This window comes from Aeribacillus pallidus (assembly GCF_050478865.1).
Taxonomy (GTDB): Bacteria; Bacillota; Bacilli; order Bacillales; family JACDOC01; genus JACDOC01.
Genome location: NZ_JBCNBW010000006.1, coordinates 1 through 19,792 on the forward strand (window position 1 = coordinate 1; position 19,792 = coordinate 19,792).

Consider the following 19,792-nt stretch of genomic DNA (forward strand, 5'->3'; position numbering starts at 1 on the left):
CACAAAATGTGGTGATGAATCTTTATTCGTTACTGAAATGGTCGTACAAAACGACCTATCGCCATTACCAGATTGGTACATTGTGGGGTATCAAAAACAACAGGCGGCTCGTTACCTAATAGTAGAATTGGAAGACAGAAAGAAGCTTACTCATTTAGAAGAAGTTTTATCGTTCGAAACAAAACAAATACGACTTGAACCTACATGGTATCTTATGGATAAAAAGCAATAATATGGTCCTATATGAATAAAATTACTAATTTACTATAATAGTGGGGTGACTTTTATAAAGGAGTGTTTAAGTGATGGCAAAAAAATTATTACAACGCTTTCTTCAGCGAGAGCTAATAGAACAATCTTCGACTCAACAGCATAATGAGGCCCCAATTGTAAAAGTTCCTCGAAAAGAATTGCAAAAACAAATTGAAATGATTCAACTAACTGAAAAAGATTTAGAGATGGCTAAAAAATTAGCTCCATGGATTCATCAATCAATTGATACCATTACGACAAAGTTTTATGAGGCCATTGGAAAAGAACCATCACTCATGGAGCTAATAAATAAACATAGTAGTGTGGAAGCACTAAAAAAAACATTAAAAATACATATTCAACAAATGTTTTCTAAGAACATTGACGAAGAATACATTCAAAGAAGACTGGCTATTGCCCATAAGCATGTAGAAATTGGATTACATACGAAATGGTATATTGCTTCGTTCCATACATTGAACGAAACGTTATTGCAAATAGCACAAGAGCATGCAGAAAGTACAAACGAATTTGTCCAAATGGCAAAGACTATTAATAAATTAATTAACTTCGAACAGCAGCTGGTGCTAGAAGCGTTCGAAGACCAGATTGAGGCTATTCGTGTGAAAGAAATGGAAGAAAAGCGAAAAGTTCAGGAACAAGTAAAGGCGGCCGTGGAGGAATTAACAGCTCTTTCTCAAGAGACAGCTGCATCTATTTCACATTTAAACGATTTTTCTAGTAAAGTATTAAATTATGCCAAAGAGGGAACTCACATCTCCTTAACAACGAGTGAACAGTCTAAGCTTGGAAAAGAAAAATTACTCGAGCAAAATAAAAATATGTCCGACATGTTGACATACATGAAAGAAATCACCGAATACATGAATGAGTTAAATGAAACATCCAAACAAATTCGAGACGTGGTAGGGATTGTTGAAGAAATTGCCAACCGAACGAATCTTTTATCGTTAAACTCATCTATTGAAGCAGCACGTGCGGGCGAACAGGGACGAGGATTTGCGGTTGTGGCAGGTGAAGTACGGAAACTTTCTGAAGAAACAAAGCATTCTGTTTCCAATGTCAACGACCTCATCGGAAGTACAAATTCCCAAATTGAGAGCGTATCTACATCTGTTACCGAAATTGCGCAAATGGTCCAAAACGTATCAGAAAAAACAAAAGAACTAGAACATAGTTTTGAGGAAATTTTTACGTCCATGCAATCCCAACAAAAACAAATGGCACTCATTGAAGAGCAACTCAATTTATTTAAAGAGAGAATGGACGAAATTGATACGGTTTCCAATCATATTTCTAAATTAACGGACCATCTCAACCAAATTGCCCAACAACTAAATTAATATTCAGTAACCTATATGTAATGGATGAAGTTTTTAATTCACGCTCGTGTTTCTGTAGCATTTTCCTTTGAAATCCACTAGTTACTAAAAAACGAATTGTTTTTTTCGTTATAATGTGTTTGTTCGCTTTGGATAATTGGTTCATTAATTGAACCGCCGTATACCGAACGGTACGTACGGTGGTGTGAGAGGACGAGGGCTAGTCGCCCTCTCCTACTCGATTAAATGAGAAACATCGCTGCAATCGTTGTCACTATTAATCCAATCGTTACAGGAAGGAGATTGCGGCGCGCTAGCTCAAACGGATCGACACCGCAAATCGCTGCTGCTGGAATAAGAGCCCAAGGAACAAGTGTCCCGCCGCCGACCCAAATAGCTGCAATCTGTCCTAATGCTGTTAACGTCGCTGTACCTGTTCCAATGGCTGTTGCGAACAGTTTGGCGATGGAACCAGCTAAAGAAATCCCTGAAAATCCGGACCCGTCTAAACCAGTAATTGCCCCAACTCCTGCTAAAGTAACTGCCCCGATTTCTTTGTTTAATGGAACAACGTGAGCAAGCGCCACTCCTAAATCATTGACTATCCCCTGTGATGTTTTAGGCAAATATTCTCCGATAATTTTTATAAAACCTGTGTCCCCTAAGTAGAAAAAGGCGGCGATTGGAATAACGGGGCCAAACACTTTGAATCCAAATTGGAAACCTTCAATTAAATAGTTAGTCGTTTCTTCGAGACCTTTATTTTTATGAGCCAAAAGAGATATCATAATTAGAATAAAAATGGAGGTCCCACCGATTAATGCGGTTGCATCTCCGCCTTGCAAATTTAAATAAGACATCGCAACAACATCAAGAATAAATAACAATGGAATGATGAAAGCAAGCCATTTTTTGGCTGTTACAGATAATAGATGAGATGGTATGTTTGAGCTATTTACGGATCTGTTAGAAATTGTCAGCTCGTTCATTTCCATTGATATCTTTCCTCGCTTCATATCCCTCCGTAAAAAGAGAAAGGCTACAGTAACTGTAACAATTCCCATGATAAAAACGAGAGGAACGCTGGCGGAAACAACTTGGGAAACAGGGAGACCTGCTGCATCTGCCGTTAATTTTGGAGCAGCTTGAATCACGAAATCGCCCGATAATGCGATACCGTGACCAAATAAATTCATTGCCATTGCTATGCCTATTGCTGGTAGGCCAACACGAAGTGCAACAGGCAATAATACGGCGCCCATTAGCGCCACGGCTGGTGAAGGCCAGAAAAACCAAGAAATAACCATCATAAGTACTCCAATCGTCCAGTACGCTAATGTTGGTGTACGAATGAGTTTGGTAAAGGGTGAAATCATGACATCGTTAATTCCTGTAACGGTTAATGTTTTGCTCATTGCAACGATGATGGAAATAACAAGGATAGTTGGCAGTAGTTCGGTAATAGCGAAAATAAAACTATTAAATACTCCACTAATCGAGGCGCTTACTGAATGTGTAGCTGTAAACGCTAACAAAAAAATCCCAGCAATACAAATTAGCGATGTATCTCTACGCATAATCATAAAGCCGATAATTAGCAAGATAAAGGCTACGTAGAGCCAATGCAATGCTGTTAGTTCAATACCCATACATTTTTCCTCCTCAATCTATATCAACAATCGGAAAAACATGATGATTACCTAACTGATGTAATACAGAATATGAAGGGAAAAATAAGTTGTGAAAGTATATGTCAAGCTTTTTTAGCAGACTTGTGGAGAGGTGTAGAAGAAAGATTGATTTCCTCAGTAATGATTGCAAAAAGAAAAATGCCGTTCTTTTTAGGACGGCATTTGACAATTCATCTTCATATTATTGAGGAATGATATAAGTTGTAACATAGGAAGGGCGAGGGAAAATCGTTTCTTTTGTTCAATTCCTTCTTGTGTAACTCGTTTTTGATCGCTTATTCGTAAGCCTTTGACTTCTACCGATCTATGAACCTCTTTCACCTACACTTCGCTTAGAGGTGGGAGGCTTCTCGGTGAACTTGTTAATTCATAATTAATCAACCATAGTATTGGATGAAGTTTCTAATTCAAGCTCGTGTTTCCCATGGCATTTTCCTTTGAAATCCACTAGTATTAATAATGGAAAGAGGGATTATGATGAGCAAATTTAAATCGTTTGAAGAAATGAAACAAATATGTGAAGAGATCAATGCTTCGCACATTCCGGATGGTTCGCGATTTGACGAAGCCATTGACGATATATTGTCCGATGAGGAGTCAACAGCGGATGAAGTGGTAGCTAATGCATACCGTCATTTGCTTCAAACCGTCGATGCAGAAATCGAAACAATTGAAGGAAAAATGAAGTTGTCGCCTACGTGCCGAAAAGGGTGCGCGCATTGCTGTTACTTCCCGATTATCGTCACTCGTCTTGAGGCGAAACTCATTTGGGAGACGATGAAACAAACGATGGGAGAAGAAGCGGCGCGTCAAAAAATAACAACTTATGTAGAAAACTATAAAGATAAACTTTCGGAAATCACGTCACTCGATTTTCGAACGGACGCTGATTTTAAGTATAAATACATTTCTGCTCAAATCCCGTGTCCATTGTTAGATACGGAAACGAATACATGTGTGGCGTATGACGTGCGTCCCATTCCGTGTCGGACGTACTTAAATTATGCCAATCCACAAGTGTGTGCAGATGATCTTGTTCCGAAAGAGCCGTTTAGTTATGAATTTTTATATCGCTACTACATGGACGGCTTACACGAGGTCATTGAAGCACTGTTATACGGCGGAGAAGAAGTGTCGTTTAATTACCCATTTGATTTAATGGAATACGATTATTTACCGAACTTGTTACAAGAAGAACTAAAAAATGAACAGCCCGAACCGTAAGCGAACGGTCGGGCTGTTTTCATAAATTGATATTGGATGGAACTGGTTGACTTTGTCTCTTTTCAAATCGTTGGAACATGACGTAATATAAAACCGCGCTCAGAACGGACAATAAAGCTAACAATAGAAACGTTCCCTCATATCCAAGCCAAAGCGAAACCGGAATAGAAAGGGGAGCAATGGTCCGCCCGAACGTAAACCGCAAGCTCGCAGCGGCAAAATATTGACCGCGCATATGCTCCGGTGCCAATTTGGAAATAAAGTTTTGTTGAATCCCAGCTGTCATTAACTCACCGAACGTAAAGAGAGCCATCGCAAAAATGAATCCCCACATGGTCGATAACTGGCCAAACAACCAGATCGCTACTGCATAGACAAGAGCCGAGGAAATAAATACGTTTTTCTCTTTATATTTAGACATCCATTTCGTCATCACAACCGTAAACAACGCGACTAACAAGCCGTTTTCAGATAAAAGGAACCCAAAAACTTGTTCTTTCATTAGCGTGAAGCTCCAGCCGTTTATGGAAAATAACGTTGCTTGCTCTAATGTGTCTTTAGTATAAACCGGAATTAATAAGTCCAATTGCATAAACGTTTGCGCGACGAGTACGCCAGCGAGAATAAACAGTAAAAATGTTTTGTCGGTAAAAATGACCCGATAATCGGAAAACTGTCGAGTCAAAACTCCTACCCATGTTTGTCGTTCCTCTTTGTCCATCGTGCGTTTTGGAGCGGTTTCCCGCGTCCATTTGTACAGTAAAAAGGAAAGAACGAAACTCATTGCCATGGCAAATAAAAGAAGCTCAAAGCGGTAATGGACGTAAAAAATGCCACCTAAAATCGGCCCGAAGACAACAGCGATATTGATGGACGTATAAAATACCGCAAACACTTCGCTACGATGCTTTTCATCTACGACATCGGCGACCATCGCTTGGCTCGCTGGCCAGTAAAACGACCCGAACACCCCTAATAAAGCAAAACAGAGATACGATAGGAGTGCCGACTCGAGCCAAGGCGAGTTGACCATAGCAAAAATGAAAAAGACAATACCATTCGCAAAAGAGGATAAAACCATCATCCGCTTTCTGCCAAATCGATCCGCAAAATGACCGCCCATTAAGTTAGCAAACACGCCAAGAAGCTGAGACATAATAAGTAAAAGTCCAGCGGTTGTTTTTCCAAACGCTTCGGTAAAATAAATCGTTAAAAAGGGAAAGAACATCCAAAACGTGACGTTCATCATAAATTCCCCAAACAATCGTACCTTTAAGTTTCGATCCCAATTTCGTATGTTCATGTTTGTCATCCCCGTTTTCACTTTGTTGACCTTCTCATCTTACTTGGTTTTTAACATCTCTCACAAGCGCAAAAAGATGGTCAATTCCTCCTACTTTTGGCTGAAAAAAGGAGCAGGCGATACCTGCTCGCAATGTCCATTATTTTGCTATATCAAACGCCCATTCGCCGTTACGGAAAATTGGCTCTGTTGTTCCGTCTGCTAAAATGCCATCGATGTCCATTTCAGCCGAACCAATCATAAAGTCCACATGCGTAATACTTGAGTTTAAGCCAGCTTGTTCAAGCTCTTCTTTGGACATTTCTTTTCCGCCTTGGATGCAAAAGGCGTACGCATTTCCGATCGCTAAATGGTTGGACGCATTTTCATCAAATAGCGTGTTATAGAATAAGACGTTCGTTTGCGAAATGGGTGAAGAATGTGGAACGAGAGCAATTTCACCTAAATAGTGTGAGCCTTCGTCCGTTTCCACTAACCGTTTTAAAATATCTTCACCTTGCTCCGCCTTTACATCAACGATTCGACCGTTTTCAAACGTGAGCGTGAAATTATCAATAATGTTTCCACCGTAGCTTAATGGTTTGGTGCTTGATACGTATCCGTTTACACCCGTTTTTAATGGGACGGTAAAGACTTCTTCTGTCGGCATGTTGGCCATAAACTCAACCCCGTCTTTGTTCACGCTACCTGCCCCAACCCAAATGTGAGTTTCTGGCAATTCAATCGTTAAATCGGTACCAGGGGCTTTATAATGAAGTTTTTTGTATCGCTTGTTATTTAAATAATCCACGATTTGGTGAAGTTTTTGATCGTGTTCTTTCCATGCTACTACCGGATTGTCTTGGTCGATGCGTGTTGCTTTGAAGATGGCATCCCATAATTTTTCGACTGGATCTTCGCTGCGGACGTCTGGGAATACTTTTTCCGCCCACTCTTTAGAAGCAGCTGCGATGACCGTCCAGCTTACTTTGTCGCTTTGAATGTATTGACGATATTTTGCCAGCGCTTGACCAGCCGCTTTTTGAGCATTTGCGATACGTTCCGGATTGACGCCTTTTAATAAATCAGGGCTTGAGGAAAGAACGGACATGAACGCAGCTCCTTGTTCCGCGAGCTCTTCCATTTCTTTTGCACGCCATTTTGGAAATTCATGAAACGCTTCATCTGGAGCCAGTTCGTATTTCGTACGTGTAACTATGTCATCGTTCCAGTTCACAATGACGTTTTTTGCTCCAGCTTCGTATGCATATTTGACAGTGAGACGGACAAACTCAGCTGCATCAATGGATGCATTAATAACAAGTGTTTGGCCTTTTTGAATATTCACTCCTACTTTGACAGCTAGTTCTGCATATTTATGTAGCTTTTCCTGGAAATTCGACATAATCGTCGCTCCTTTTTCAAAATTTTCTTTCCTTATTTTATCATAAGTTCCTTCGAGAGTCGAAAAAATTGTAGGGCTTAATGTTACTTCTCAAACAATTCCCGGTACGCATCGGGATTTCGAATAAAGTCTGCAAGGGTATATTCTTTCAAAACAGAAATATAAGCGTCAAGTGCCTTATTTAATGCATGTTTTAATGAACAAACCGGTGAGATGACACAACTATTTTTTTCTGGATGAAAGCATTCGACGAGGTGAAAATCTTCTTCTGTTTGTAAAATGACTTCACCAATATTAATGTCTTCTGGACGTTTGTTCAGTCGAATCCCTCCATTTCGACCTCGAATCGTTTCAATATATCCTAACCGTCCTAAATCGTAGATGACTTTCATCAGATGGTTTTTTGAAATTCCGTATACGTCTGCGATTTCTTTAATATTGGATAATTCTTCATTCGGTTTTGTGGCTAAATAAATAAGAACGCGCAAGGAGTAATCGGTATAGTTGGTTAGTCTCATTTGTTTCATCTCCTTCACTACAACGTCCATGTTACGTTGGTTTCATTATACAATGTGGCCAATTTCCCTGTCGAAAATGTGACAGTTTTATAAAAGATGTATTTGAAATATTGCTTTTAAAATGATCAAGCGATACCCTAAAGATGTATTTTAAATACTTCTTTTAGGAGGGACCATTATGTTATCCCAAAAAACGATTGAAATTGTCAAATCTACCGTGCCAATTTTAGCTGCTCGCGGAACAGAAATTACGTCTTGTTTTTATCGAATGATGCTAAATAACCATCCGGAACTGTTAAATATTTTTAATCATGCCAATCAACAAAAAGGTCGTCAGCAAACGGCATTAGCCAATACAGTCTACGCGGCTGCGAAACATATCGACCAACTCCATGTATTGCTTCCTGTGGTCAAACAAATAGCGCACAAGCATCGCAGTTTAGGTGTAAAACCAGAACATTATCCAATTGTCGGAAAACATTTGTTGCTTGCGATAAAAGAAGTGCTTGGTGACGAGGCAACAGACGAAGTATTACAAGCATGGGAAGAAGCTTATGGAGTGATTGCTAAAGTATTTATTGATATAGAACAAGAGATGTATAAAGAGGCGGCAGAACAAGAAGGAGGTTGGAAGGACTTTAAAGAATTCGTCCTTGTACGAAAAGAAGAAGAAAGTAGTGTGATTACCTCTTTTTACTTAAAACCAAAAGACGGAGCGCCATTACCAATGTTTCAACCAGGTCAGTACATTACGGTTCGCCTGCAAATACCTGGAGAAGAATATACACTGAATCGTCAATATAGTTTATCATCTGCTCCAGGAAATAATACGTTCCGTATTTCTGTTAAACGGGAAGCGGACCGAAAACCCCACGGAAAAGTGTCTAATTACTTACACGATCACTTCCATGTTGGAGATACAATCGAAGTAAGTGTGCCTGCTGGTGATTTTGTTCTCGAGGAAACAGAAGAAAATGATGTGGCATTTATTAGTGGTGGAGTAGGAGTAACACCAATGATGAGCATGTTAGAGCACCTAGTTAAAATAAAATCCAATCGTCGTGTGTCTTTTATTCATGCAGCGAAAAATGAAGATGTTCACGCGTTTAAAGAGGATGTCAAACAATTGATTGGTCAGTTAGAACATGCTCGTCAATTCACTATTTATGAGCAACCAATTAATGAAAATAGCGAATACGATTTAAAAGGCTTTATTACGAAAGATTTCCTTCAATCAATCGTTCATAAAGATACGATTTGCTATGTGTGCGGTCCGGTTCCGTTTATGCAGACAATCATTCATCACTTACAGGAACTTGGGCTTCCAGAAACCCACATTCGTTATGAATTTTTTGGACCTTCGATGGCCATGGATCAATTAGAAATCGTGAATTCTTAAAAAATGAAAAGGGGTGTCCCTAAATTGGGCACCCTCTTGTTGCTATCTCACCATATCCTCGTTATCATAATCTGGTTCTGGTGTCATTCCGACTCGGTTTTTAAACGCTTCTTGCGTCACAATGTATTCTTCGTCTTCTATTCGTTCTTTCGTATGTTTTTCGGCCATACTGTTATGAGGTGATTGTGGTTCATGCCCTTTTTTCTTATGGTGAAACGCTTTTCCTCTTCCCATTTGAGATCCCTCCTTCATACGTTTATCCATAGTATGTTCTTCTATTGTTGAATTCCTGATGGTAAAAAATTGTAACAAAATGGATCGTATTTGTCGTGCAGAGCCGATACGATTTTACTTACAATAGAAGAAAGGAGGGATTCGTGTTGGATTGGATACGGTTGTCGGAAGAGCGTATAAAAAAAGCGTATGAAGAGGGTGAGTTTCAAAACTTACCGGGGTTTGGAAGGCCTTTAAAACTGGATGATGAATACGTACCGGAAGAATTACGGATGGCGTATCGTCTGTTGAAAAACGCAAATTATTTACCAGATGAAGCAAATTGGAAAAAAGAACTCTTAACGTTTGAAGATTTGTTGAAGTCGTGTAAAGACGAAGAGGAACGAAAACAACTGGAGCAACAACTAAACGAAAAGCGTGTTCGTTATAATCAATGGCTGGCCAAAAAGCGGGTTCAAACAAACTCTTCCATTTTTAAAAATTACGAGCAAAAAATTGAAAAACGGTTAACTTCTGATTAAGTTGTCTTTTCAAAGGCAGCTTTTTTTCTTTTGGTTTCTAAAGAATTAGCGATTTTTGTCGATAAATATAGGTAGATAACCCCGCGAAAACTTGGAGGACGGGGAAGAAACAAGGAATAAGGGTGACGATAATGGATCGAACAACATTGATAGGAATTATTTTAGGAATTGTTGCAGTAGGGGTAGGAATGATTTTAAAAGGGGTTCACTTATCGGCCTTAATTAATCCTGCTGCGATTCTAATTATTTTACTTGGGACAGCAGCATCTGTAATCATTGCCTTTCCAACACATGAAATTAAAAAGGTACCAAAACTGTTCGGGATTTTGTTTAAAGAATCCAATCATATGCAGCCGAAAGATGTCATTAAGCTGTTTACCGATTGGGCGCAAACTGCCCGAAAAGAAGGACTGTTGGCGTTAGAAGCACAAGCGAATGAAATTGAAGATCCATTTTTACGAAATGGATTAAGCTTAGCGGTTGACGGACAAAGTGCGGATTACATAAGGGATGTGTTAAACGAAGAAATTGAAGCGATGGAAGAGCGTCATCAAGCGGGTGCGGCCATATTTACCCAAGCCGGTACATATGCTCCAACGTTAGGAGTTCTTGGTGCCGTTGTAGGTTTAATTGCCGCTTTAAGTAATATGGAGAACACGGACGAATTAGGAAAAGCCATTGCGGCAGCATTCGTGGCGACATTACTTGGTATTTTTACTGGGTATGTGTTATGGCATCCGTTTGCAAATAAATTAAAACGGAAATCCAAACAAGAAGTGCAATTAAAACTCATGATGGTCGAAGGGATTTTATCCGTGTTAGAAGGGGAATCACCGCGGACGATTGAACAAAAATTGGCTTCCTATTTACCAGCAAATGAGCGCAAAGAATTACAGGAAGAAAGCGTTGTGAAGCAATATGAGCCGGCGTAAAAAGAAGCACGAACACGAACATATTGATGAAACGTGGTTAATTCCATATGCGGACCTTTTAACCCTTCTTCTAGCATTATTTATTGTTTTGTTTTCGATGAGTTCGGTGGATGCGAAAAAATTTCAAGCGTTGTCCCAAGTGTTTAACGAATTATTTATTGGGGGGACAGGTGTGATGGAATACCAAACACCCGTTCCCGCCAATGAGGAAGGAAAACAGACGAAAGATATTACTGATGATGATATTCAGGCTAAGGAACAAGAAGAGTTGACGAAATTAAAGGCTAAAATTGACACCTATATCAAGCAACGGCAACTAGCCGATAAGTTTGAAACATCCCTTTCAGATGAAGGACTGTTGTTAACGATACGAGATAATGTGTTGTTTGAATCAGGAAGTGCGGAAGTTCGACCGGAAGATGTGGACGTTGCCAGAGAAGTGTCCAATTTACTTATTATGAATCCGCCACGAAACATTATTATTAGTGGACATACCGATAATGTACCGATCAATAATTCGGAGTTTTCTTCGAACTGGGAATTAAGTGTCATGCGAGCGGTAAACTTTATGAAGTTACTTTTAGAAAATGACCAATTAGATCCGCGCTGGTTTAGCGCCAAAGGGTTTGGCGAGTTCCAACCGATTGCACCGAACGATACGGAAAGCGGTCGTGCCAAAAACCGCCGCGTCGAAGTGCTTATTTTACCGCGAACAGGTTAAACGGAAAGTATTTGGCATGGAACGTAAAGTAAAATCGAAGAAACAGAAAGTATTCAGCAAGAACGTAAAGTAAAATCGAAGAAACAGAAAGTAATCAGCGGGAACGTAAAGTAAAATCGGATAAACGGAAAGTATTCAGCAAGAACGTAAAGTAATATTGGATAAACGGAAAGTATTCAACATGGAACGTAAAGTAAAATCGGATATACAGAAAGAATTTGCCATGGAACTTAATGTAAAATAGCAAATACACCATTGTAAAGGAAAGAGCTGACCTAAAAGAGAAGGGGACAGCTCTTTCCTTTTGTTGATCGGCTCATTTGAATCTGTCTACTTGACCAAATAGTAACAAAGGTTGTCTTTAAAGAAAAAAATGTACCATATTTGTCTAAACAAAATGGTCCGTTATCTGACGAAATTAATCCATAGGCGTAGATACAGGATCATGCCACCTCGCTCTTTATTTAAAAACAAAGCTCAGAATATAAAAAAAGACAAAAAGTACCGATAGCCAGGAACTTTTTGTCGATTCATCTCTAAACAGGGTATTTCTTGGGAAATGCAGTTGTCGATAAATGACGAACGCTACTTATTTTTCCGTAAGCTTCCTAATTCTTCAGCTATTGCTTGCATTTCACTTGGGCTAAATGACGAGCGTTTCATCACCATTTCGTAAATGTCACGAAGTTCTTCGTACATATTTTCATCAAAGTGTTCTGGTTTAATCGCTCCCATATTGACAACCTTTAACTTTTCTTTAATTTTTTCAATCATATACTCCACATTTTCTACTGACTTAACAGAAAGATCCACTTTCTCCATTCCTTTCGTCTCGTTTGTAGTTTTATCTTTTCATGAAACGGGAAGGTTGTCAAATAAGAAAAGGGAAATTATATGAAAAGAATGATAAATCATTGTATGATGAAAGTGGGAAAAGTCATTTTCACCAGAGGAAGGGAGTTCATTATGGTAAATGTACTATTCGTTTGTTTAGGTAATATTTGTCGTTCACCAATGGCGGAAGCGGTGTTTCGAGACTTAGTTAAAAAAGAAGGACTAGCCGACAAGATTCACATTGATTCCGCAGGGACGGGTCACTGGCACGTTGGCGAACCACCTCATCGTGGAACGCTTGATATTTTAACCAAAAACAATATTGATACGTCCGGACTTGTGGCTCGTCAAATTCGAAAAGAAGATGAAGAAACATTTGATTATATTGTCGTAATGGATGAAGCGAATGAGCGCGATGTCCGCCGGATTATAAGTGCAAATCCGAAGGCAGAAGTAAGACGTTTAATGGACTATGTTGATCATCCGGTAAAAAACGTACCCGACCCCTATTACACAGGAAACTTTGATGAAGTGTATGAACTAATAACTGAAGGATGTCGCGGGTTACTACAGCATATTCGAAAAAACGAATCCATATAAGAAGGAGGAGAATCATTGAAAGAGGAAAAACGTTTTGTCAAAGGAGTGCTCTGGGGCGCATTGGTAGGTGGGCTTCTTGCACTGCTTGACGAAGATACAAGAAAAGCGGTTTGGTCCAAAACGAAAGACGGCTATCAAGGGGTGCAACAATTTTTAAAAAATCCGAACGAAAAAATAGAGAAAGTTATGCAAGTGTACAACGACTATCGGGAACAATTTGAAATAATTAAAAACGACGTCGAACAGATGGTGAACCAATTAAAAGAGCAAACTCAACCGCTAAAAGAAGTGTCTGCCTCCAATGAAGAGCAAAAAGAAGAATAAAGGAGTGAAGGCATGCCGAGAAAGCATCCTAATGGGCTTGTTTCGTTTGTCAATCGTTATTTGCAATCCGTTATACACCATGATTGCTTCGGAATGGCCGCACAGTTATCGTACTTTTTTTTCTTATCCTTATTTCCGTTATTAATTGTATTAGTGACACTAATTTCGTATTTACCGTATTCCCAAGATGATTTGCTCGGAATCATTCGGGATTTTGCTCCCAAGCAGCCAATGGTTATTATTGAGAGAACGTTAGAAGAAGTAATGACAAAGTCAAATAGTGGTTTACTATCCATAGGTATTATCGGTACGTTATGGTCTGGATCGAGTGGCATGAGAGGAATTGTTAAGGCGATGAATCGGGCGTACGATGTCAATGAAAATCGGTCTTTTATTACCATTCGCGTTATGTCTATCTTCTTAACGATCCTTTTATTATTCGTGATTTTACTTGTTTTACTACTTCCGGTGTTCGGTAAGCAAATCGGGTATTTTATCTTTTTGCAACTCGGCGTGTCAGATCAGTTTGTACAAATTTGGAATTACTCGAGTTGGCTTATCAGTGCCATCGTTTTATTTGTCGTGTTTATTGGTGTTTACTTTTTTTCGCCAAATAAAAAAATCCAATGTCGTTCCGTCGTTCCGGGGTCGCTCTTTGCTACATTCGGCTGGATGGTCGTTTCATGGATGTTCTCCTATTACGTCGCAAATTTCGGTGATTTTTCAGCAATCTATGGAAGCATCGGTGGAATTATCGTCATGCTCATTTGGTTTTATTTAACGGCGGTTATTCTCATTTTAGGTGGCGAACTTAACGCATTCATTAGCGAAGAGACAAAATGTTAGCTCATAAAAGTGCTCCTCCTGTTACATACTATTGATGTGGATATTAACCACAATTGGGGGGATGAGTGATGACAAAATCAGCAAATAAAGATGGCGGAACAAAACAAAACAAAAAGCAAACTCCGAAACATAAAACGTCTAGTTCGGCTAACAAACAAAACGGTTATCATTAAGGGAAAGCCAATTCTCCAATTAATGGGGGATTGGCTTTTAAATTGAACTGTTTTTAGATTTACTTCTCATTAAAGCAGAAATTTGGTTATGGCTTGCTTCATATAAGTCTATGTGCCAATTCAGGACTTCTATGAGTCAAAAAATAAGTTTTATGTCCCAATTCAGAGGTTTTATGAGCAAAAAAATAAGTTTAATGTGCCAAAAAATAGTTGTACCAAAATTAAAGTTTTAGTTCCAATTCAAGGCCTCTATGTGCCAACTCGTGTACATAAAAAAGAGAAGTTGACCCTACAAGGATCAACTCCTTCCATTAGGATTTCAGCAACCGTAAGCTGTTTAAGATGACTAAAATCGTACTTCCTTCATGGCCGATGACCCCAAACGGCAGGTCAATGAGTTGCAGGAAATTGGAGGCAATAAGTAACATGATCACAGAAATCGAAAAAACGATATTTTGTTTGACGATGCGATTCATTCGTTTAGACAAGCGAATCGCTTCTGCAATGCGAGGTAAGTCATTTTTCATAAGAACGACATCAGCCGTTTCTAAAGCGACATCCGTTCCTTCTCCCATCGCAATACCTACGTTGGCCGCAGCTAATGCCGGTGCATCGTTAATCCCATCACCTACCATTGCCACGGTGCCGTATTTTTTCTTCAACTCTTTTACATATTCCACTTTCGTTTCTGGTAAGCACTCCGCTAAATAATCATCAACTTTTGATTCAGCAGCAATCGCTTTAGCCGTCGTTTCGCTATCTCCTGTGAGCATAATCGTATAAATCCCATGTTCCTTCAGTGCTTGAATCGCCTGAGTCGTATCTTCCCGTACTACGTCTTTTAATGCAATGAGGGCAGCAATGCCTTTGTCATCGGCTGCAAACACGATTGTTTTTCCTTCAACGGCTAATTGATGCATTCGGCCGTCAGCAAATGCGTACGCTTGTTCGTTACCGACGAATTCCGCTTTTCCGACTTTCCAATGGACACCGTTAATCGTGGATTCAATCCCCCATCCAGAAACATCTTTTACTTGCTCTGGTTCGATAAACGTATCGATTCCTTTCTTTTTCACGTATTGTACAATCGCTTGAGCGAGCGGATGGTTCGAATGATTTTCGATGGAGGCTATGGCCTGCATGGTTTCTTCTTCATTTAAATCATCACGCACAATGACATCAGTAACCATTGGTTTTCCTTTCGTCAGCGTCCCGGTTTTATCAAAGGCAATGGCCCGAATGTGACTTAAGTTTTCTAAGTGAACGCCTCCCTTAAATAAAATTCCTTGACGAGCTCCGTTTGATATGGCTGAAAGTGTGGCTGGCATAATTGATGCGACAAGTGCACAAGGGGAAGCAACAACAAGTAAAATCATCGCCCGATAAAACGTGTCGGTCCAGCTCCACCCAAGTAGATAATGCGGAAGGAACATCATCACGAACACGACTAGTAGCACAATTTTTACATATTGACCTTCAAATTTTTCAATAAAAAGCTGGGAAGGAGATTTTTCACTTTGCGCCGATTGAACAAGCTGAATAATTTTTTGGAACAATGTTTCGCTGCTCGGCTTTGTCACTTGAATGGTGACCGAACCGTTGATGTTTACCGTTCCTGCGAACACTTCACTGTCCATTTCTTTTTGTACAGGCATCGATTCACCGGTAATCGCCGACTCATCGATTGTCGTTTCGCCTTTGACAATAATGCCGTCGGCTGGTACGCGTTCCCCTGGTTTTACTAAAATAAGGTCGCCAACGGTTAACTTGGAAACATGTACTTTTTCTTCCTTCCCATCGGTAATACGTAACGCTTCTTCTGGTTGCAACTCCATGAGGGACGAGATTTCTTTATGACTTTTATTTGACGTGTATGTTTCTAACGCTCCGCTCATCGCAAAGATAAAAATTAAAATCGCACCTTCTGTCCAATAGCCGATGATCGCCGCGCCAATTGCTGCCAACACCATGAGCATTTCAACGTTCAGTTCTTTATTTTCAATCGTTTCTTCAATGCCTTCTTTTGCTTTTGCAAATCCACCGATGATATAGGCAAGAATGTAAAACGTAATGGATATGCCTGTCATTTCAGGCTTACTGTACAGCCAACCGAAAAAAATCAAAATTCCACTAACAATCGCGGCAATTAACTCCATATGAGGTTTTAGTTGCTCCCAAACCGATGATACGTTCCTCTGTTGTTCTCTCTTCATCGATAACATTTTTGCTTCTAAACTCATAACCGTCCTCCTTTTTTCATTGAGAAGAATAATCAACGTCAATACCCTTATAAAACGACGAAAGCTGCCATCAGATGATGACAGCAGCACAGTTAAAATTGGCAGACAATGTATGCAAGACAAATATTTGAAAGTTTCAAATAAGGCGTTTCAGCCGTTTTCATGGTACACTAATATCCTATTCAGTTAGAAGATAGTTGGTGCTAAGCAAAAAAATTTGCCTTTGTTTAAATCTATCGTATCATACCAAAATTGGATTGAAAAGTAAAAAGACTAGGGGAAGTGAAGGAATGACAGCCCAACGATTTTTTACTCATCCACTCGGAATTATTGTGTCTGCGGTGGCAGCGACGTTTTTATGGGGAAGCGCCTTTCCGTTTATCAAATTAAGCTATGAATTATTGGATATTCGCTCCAATGAATTAGGGGAGCAAATGTTGTTTGCTGGCTACCGTTTCTTTTTAGCAACCATACTGATTTTATTCTTTTTTACAATGATGAAAAAATCGATGCGATTTCAGCGGGAGACGTTTCGATCGGTAGTCAAAATCGGAGCCTTCCAAACGTTTTTTCAATACGTCTTGTTTTATATTGGACTAAGCTTATCCACCGGCATTCAAGGATCGATTATTGCGGGAACGACGTCGTTTTTCCAAATGATTCTCGCGCATTTTATGTATCCGGATGATAAAATGAGCCAGCGAAAAGTCATTGGGCTTCTTATAGGATTCGCAGGAGTAATCGCTGTTAATTTAACAAAAGGAGAATTTGTTCTTGATTTTGGACTCGGGGAAATCTTATTATTGCTCGCAATGTTATCCGGAGGGTTAGGGAACATTTTAGCGAAAGAAGGAGCAAAACAAATGGAAGTTGGTTATTTAACGTCATACCAAATGTTGTTTGGCTCCATTGGTTTGTTAGTGCTCGGTATCGTTCAAATCGGTCCTTTTCCGTTCGATTTTGAATGGACATCGTTCTTCGCTTTATTGTACTTAGCCTTTTTATCCGCAGCTGGATTTATATTATGGAACAATGTAATGAAATACAACCAAGTGGGAAAAGTGTCGATATATATGTTTTTAGTCCCGGTTTTTGGAGTATTTTTATCCGCGACGATGCTTGGGGAAGAAGTTCACTCATTTGTCCTGTTAGGTCTAGCCCTTGTCGCATCGGGAATTGTTATTGTGAATCGTGATAAAGGAAAAAAGGTACATCGGAGTGTTAGAAAAACAGTATAAGCTTATAAATACCCACTTTCAGGTGCAGAATGCGAAAGCTTATATGTCGGGCGCTATGTGTAGTTAAACGATACTGTTGATATTTATATATTACGCTTGTGGCGGACGCGCGGGCAAGTCGCTTCCCTCGCAACGCTCAAGTATGGGTCTTGCGGCTTCTTGTTCTCGCTGGAGACGCCGCCGTGTGAACAACTTGCTAAAAATCAACAATGAAATATAACATAGCCTAATAGAAAAGCCGCTCACTTAACCGTGAAGCGGCTTTTTACGTGGCGCATATTCTTGACGTTGCTGTTTTTGGAAAAAAGCAAGAGCTAGAAAAATAAGAAACAGCATGCCACTAATCATGAAGAAGAAGCTGCCGTTCCATTGGATAACTGTCCCTCCGATAATCGGACCGAGGATGCTGCCGATGCTAAAGACCATGCCACACATAATGTTCCCAGCAGGTAGCAGTGATTTTGGCAACAAGTCGGCCATATAGCTAATTCCTAGTGAAAAGGTGGACCCAACAACCATCCCAGCGACAAAAAAGGCAATAAACAGGCCAATGGTCGAGTCGATAAACTCAGCAGAAAAAAAGCTCACTGTCCCAATTGCCATCGCAAAAAGTAACACGAAGGGGCGTCCGTATCGGTCACTTAACATACCAAGCGGTAGCTGAAAAACAATGCCCCCGATGGCAAACGCAGGTAATAATATCGATACCGTTTCGACTGTAATGCCTGAGCGTAATGCATAAATCGGGAAGTTACCGTTTAGAGATGCTTCTAAAAAGCCGTATCCAAATGGGGGCAATAGCGCAACCCACGCGAACTTCATGACATTTCCGAACCGATGGAGCGACCCGAAGAACGAATTTGTTTCCATCGAGCTTTCTGGGAACTCATTCTTTAGTCCCCATACCGTTAACCAGGCCAATAAACTAATGAGTGACGATACGATAAATGGCAACGATTCATTCGTTTCTACAAGCGGTGTCATAAACGGACCGCACGCAAATCCAATGCCGAAAAAGAGGCCGTACAACGAAATATTTCGACCCCGTTTTTCTTTCGGCGAAGCGGATGTAATCCACGTTTGGGTTGCAAAATGAAGCATATGATCTCCGATTCCAATCAGCAGTCGGAGAACGAACCAAAACGTAAATGACTTCCATAGCGGAAACATCATTAACGACGCAATCACCGTAAATCCTCCCGCTAAAATTAACGGCTTGTAGCCCCATTTTTTTAATGGTACTTCCATAAAAGGGGAGGCTAACAATACTCCTAGATACAACGCTGTCGCGTGAAGTCCATTTAACGAGGAAGACACTCCGTCTTGTTCGAAGATAACGGCAATGATTGGCAGCAACATTCCTTGGGAAAACCCTGAAATGGCAACGATGCTAATCAGTACCCAAAAGTGATAATTTGTGCGCATGTCTTGTTCTCCTTTTACCGTTCTCAATAAGTTGATAGTAAAGGCTCATTTAAAAGTTGGCAAGACTGAATTCTATCAAGTAAGATGGGAATGAATAGAAAAAGAAGGAAAGGAGGATTTTCGATGAAATTCCAAATGAAGCCAGAAGGTGGGTTTGTCACAGAGCTACCTTACGGGACTTTGCATGTATCTGGTGATGAGACGCAAGGGTTTCGGCCGTATCAATTAATGGTCTCCTCACTTGCGGTATGTAGTGGTGGTGTGTTACGAAAAATTTTAGAAAAAATGCGCTTCAACATTACTGACATCACAATTGAAGCGAACGTCAAACGAAATGAAGAAATAGCAAATCGAATCGAACATGTGCATCTTCATTTTACGATCGAAGGAACTGACCTTGATGAACGGAAAATCGAAAAAGCAATGGAACTAACAAAGAAAAACTGCTCCATGGTGCAATCCGTCCTTGGAGCGATTGACGTGAAGGAAACGTTTGAGATTAAAACGCATAATTAACATCTAATTCTTGAACTGTTCTTTAGAAGGAAAAAACTGTCCACTAGAGGGATAAAAAAAAGAGCCCTTTAAAG

20 protein-coding genes are annotated in these 19,792 nt (G+C 40.0%); 12 read left to right on the forward strand and 8 right to left on the reverse strand.

Annotated features, from left to right (window positions below; all coding sequences use genetic code 11):
• The coding region (locus ABES52_RS01925; protein WP_429648385.1) for a hypothetical protein at window positions 1-232 on the forward strand (232 nt) is incomplete at its 5' end.
• A 73-nt stretch (window positions 233-305) separates the two neighbouring features.
• Window positions 306-1,616 carry a protoglobin domain-containing protein gene (locus tag ABES52_RS01930; protein WP_429648387.1) on the forward strand — a complete coding sequence of 437 codons (1,311 nt, stop codon included), beginning with the start codon at window positions 306-308 and terminating at the stop codon, window positions 1,614-1,616.
• A 221-nt stretch (window positions 1,617-1,837) separates the two neighbouring features.
• Here ABES52_RS01930 and ABES52_RS01935 read toward each other — a convergent pair whose 3' ends face one another.
• Window positions 1,838-3,244: a hypothetical protein gene (locus ABES52_RS01935; protein WP_429648389.1), complete on the reverse strand. Its 1,407-nt coding sequence runs from the start codon at window positions 3,242-3,244 to the stop codon at window positions 1,838-1,840.
• Between the two features lie 519 nt (window positions 3,245-3,763).
• On the opposite strand from ABES52_RS01935, the gene ABES52_RS01940 reads away from it, so the two are divergent.
• The gene (locus ABES52_RS01940; RefSeq protein WP_429648391.1) at window positions 3,764-4,510 is read left to right on the forward strand and encodes a YkgJ family cysteine cluster protein; all 747 of its coding nucleotides are present in this window, start codon (window positions 3,764-3,766) and stop codon (window positions 4,508-4,510) included.
• A gap of 19 nt (window positions 4,511-4,529) precedes the next feature.
• On the opposite strand, the gene ABES52_RS01945 is transcribed toward ABES52_RS01940, so the two are convergent.
• The 3 genes from ABES52_RS01945 to ABES52_RS01955 all read right to left on the reverse strand — a co-directional run bounded on the left by ABES52_RS01945 (window position 4,530) and on the right by ABES52_RS01955 (window position 7,715).
• The gene (locus tag ABES52_RS01945) at window positions 4,530-5,813 is read right to left on the reverse strand and encodes an MDR family MFS transporter (RefSeq protein WP_429648393.1); all 1,284 of its coding nucleotides are present in this window, start codon (window positions 5,811-5,813) and stop codon (window positions 4,530-4,532) included.
• A gap of 139 nt (window positions 5,814-5,952) precedes the next feature.
• On the reverse strand, window positions 5,953-7,197 hold the full coding sequence (locus tag ABES52_RS01950) for an aminopeptidase (RefSeq protein ID WP_429648395.1): 1,245 nt from the start codon (window positions 7,195-7,197) through the stop codon (window positions 5,953-5,955).
• An 83-nt stretch (window positions 7,198-7,280) separates the two neighbouring features.
• Window positions 7,281-7,715 carry an Rrf2 family transcriptional regulator gene (locus tag ABES52_RS01955; protein WP_429648397.1) on the reverse strand — a complete coding sequence of 145 codons (435 nt, stop codon included), beginning with the start codon at window positions 7,713-7,715 and terminating at the stop codon, window positions 7,281-7,283.
• 178 nt (window positions 7,716-7,893) lie between these two features.
• Here ABES52_RS01955 and hmpA point away from each other — a divergent pair, with 178 nt between their 5' ends.
• Window positions 7,894-9,114: an NO-inducible flavohemoprotein gene (hmpA, locus tag ABES52_RS01960; RefSeq protein ID WP_429648399.1), complete on the forward strand. Its 1,221-nt coding sequence runs from the start codon at window positions 7,894-7,896 to the stop codon at window positions 9,112-9,114.
• 42 nt (window positions 9,115-9,156) lie between these two features.
• Here the strand turns inward: hmpA and ABES52_RS01965 are convergent, their stop codons facing one another.
• Entirely contained in the window at window positions 9,157-9,348 is a 192-nt protein-coding gene (locus tag ABES52_RS01965) for a hypothetical protein (protein WP_429648401.1), read from the reverse strand.
• Window positions 9,349-9,494: 146 nt separating this feature from the next.
• Between ABES52_RS01965 and ABES52_RS01970 the strand changes: the two genes are divergently transcribed.
• From ABES52_RS01970 to motB, 3 genes are all read left to right on the forward strand, one after another.
• The gene (locus ABES52_RS01970) at window positions 9,495-9,869 is read left to right on the forward strand and encodes a DnaJ family domain-containing protein (protein WP_429648403.1); all 375 of its coding nucleotides are present in this window, start codon (window positions 9,495-9,497) and stop codon (window positions 9,867-9,869) included.
• Between the two features lie 131 nt (window positions 9,870-10,000).
• Window positions 10,001-10,801 carry a flagellar motor stator protein MotA gene (motA, locus tag ABES52_RS01975; protein WP_429648405.1) on the forward strand — a complete coding sequence of 267 codons (801 nt, stop codon included), beginning with the start codon at window positions 10,001-10,003 and terminating at the stop codon, window positions 10,799-10,801.
• Entirely contained in the window at window positions 10,788-11,522 is a 735-nt protein-coding gene (gene motB / locus ABES52_RS01980) for a flagellar motor protein MotB (RefSeq protein ID WP_429648407.1), read from the forward strand. The genes motA and motB overlap by 14 nt, the downstream gene beginning before the upstream one ends.
• A 585-nt stretch (window positions 11,523-12,107) precedes the next feature.
• On the opposite strand, the gene ABES52_RS01985 is transcribed toward motB, so the two are convergent.
• Window positions 12,108-12,335 carry a DUF1128 domain-containing protein gene (locus ABES52_RS01985; RefSeq protein WP_429648510.1) on the reverse strand — a complete coding sequence of 76 codons (228 nt, stop codon included), beginning with the start codon at window positions 12,333-12,335 and terminating at the stop codon, window positions 12,108-12,110.
• A gap of 153 nt (window positions 12,336-12,488) precedes the next feature.
• Between ABES52_RS01985 and ABES52_RS01990 the strand changes: the two genes are divergently transcribed.
• Genes ABES52_RS01990 through ABES52_RS02000 form a run of 3 tightly spaced genes read left to right on the forward strand, consistent with a single transcriptional unit; the run spans window position 12,489 to window position 14,126 of the window.
• Window positions 12,489-12,956, forward strand: a complete 468-nt coding sequence (locus ABES52_RS01990) for a low molecular weight protein-tyrosine-phosphatase (RefSeq protein WP_429648409.1) — start codon at window positions 12,489-12,491, stop codon at window positions 12,954-12,956.
• Window positions 12,957-12,971: 15 nt separating this feature from the next.
• On the forward strand, window positions 12,972-13,280 hold the full coding sequence (locus tag ABES52_RS01995) for a hypothetical protein (RefSeq protein ID WP_429648411.1): 309 nt from the start codon (window positions 12,972-12,974) through the stop codon (window positions 13,278-13,280).
• A 12-nt stretch (window positions 13,281-13,292) separates the two neighbouring features.
• On the forward strand, window positions 13,293-14,126 hold the full coding sequence (locus tag ABES52_RS02000; RefSeq protein ID WP_429648413.1) for a YihY/virulence factor BrkB family protein: 834 nt from the start codon (window positions 13,293-13,295) through the stop codon (window positions 14,124-14,126).
• A gap of 484 nt (window positions 14,127-14,610) precedes the next feature.
• Here ABES52_RS02000 and ABES52_RS02005 read toward each other — a convergent pair whose 3' ends face one another.
• Window positions 14,611-16,539, reverse strand: coding sequence for a heavy metal translocating P-type ATPase (locus ABES52_RS02005; RefSeq protein WP_429648415.1), 1,929 nt, complete (start codon window positions 16,537-16,539; stop codon window positions 14,611-14,613).
• Window positions 16,540-16,829: 290 nt separating this feature from the next.
• Here ABES52_RS02005 and ABES52_RS02010 point away from each other — a divergent pair, with 290 nt between their 5' ends.
• The gene (locus ABES52_RS02010; RefSeq protein WP_429648417.1) at window positions 16,830-17,777 is read left to right on the forward strand and encodes a DMT family transporter; all 948 of its coding nucleotides are present in this window, start codon (window positions 16,830-16,832) and stop codon (window positions 17,775-17,777) included.
• A 246-nt stretch (window positions 17,778-18,023) separates the two neighbouring features.
• On the opposite strand, the gene ABES52_RS02015 is transcribed toward ABES52_RS02010, so the two are convergent.
• Window positions 18,024-19,202 carry an MFS transporter gene (locus ABES52_RS02015; RefSeq protein ID WP_429648419.1) on the reverse strand — a complete coding sequence of 393 codons (1,179 nt, stop codon included), beginning with the start codon at window positions 19,200-19,202 and terminating at the stop codon, window positions 18,024-18,026.
• 123 nt (window positions 19,203-19,325) lie between these two features.
• Here ABES52_RS02015 and ABES52_RS02020 point away from each other — a divergent pair, with 123 nt between their 5' ends.
• Window positions 19,326-19,718, forward strand: a complete 393-nt coding sequence (locus ABES52_RS02020; protein WP_429648421.1) for an OsmC family protein — start codon at window positions 19,326-19,328, stop codon at window positions 19,716-19,718.
• Window positions 19,719-19,792 lie beyond the last annotated feature (74 nt).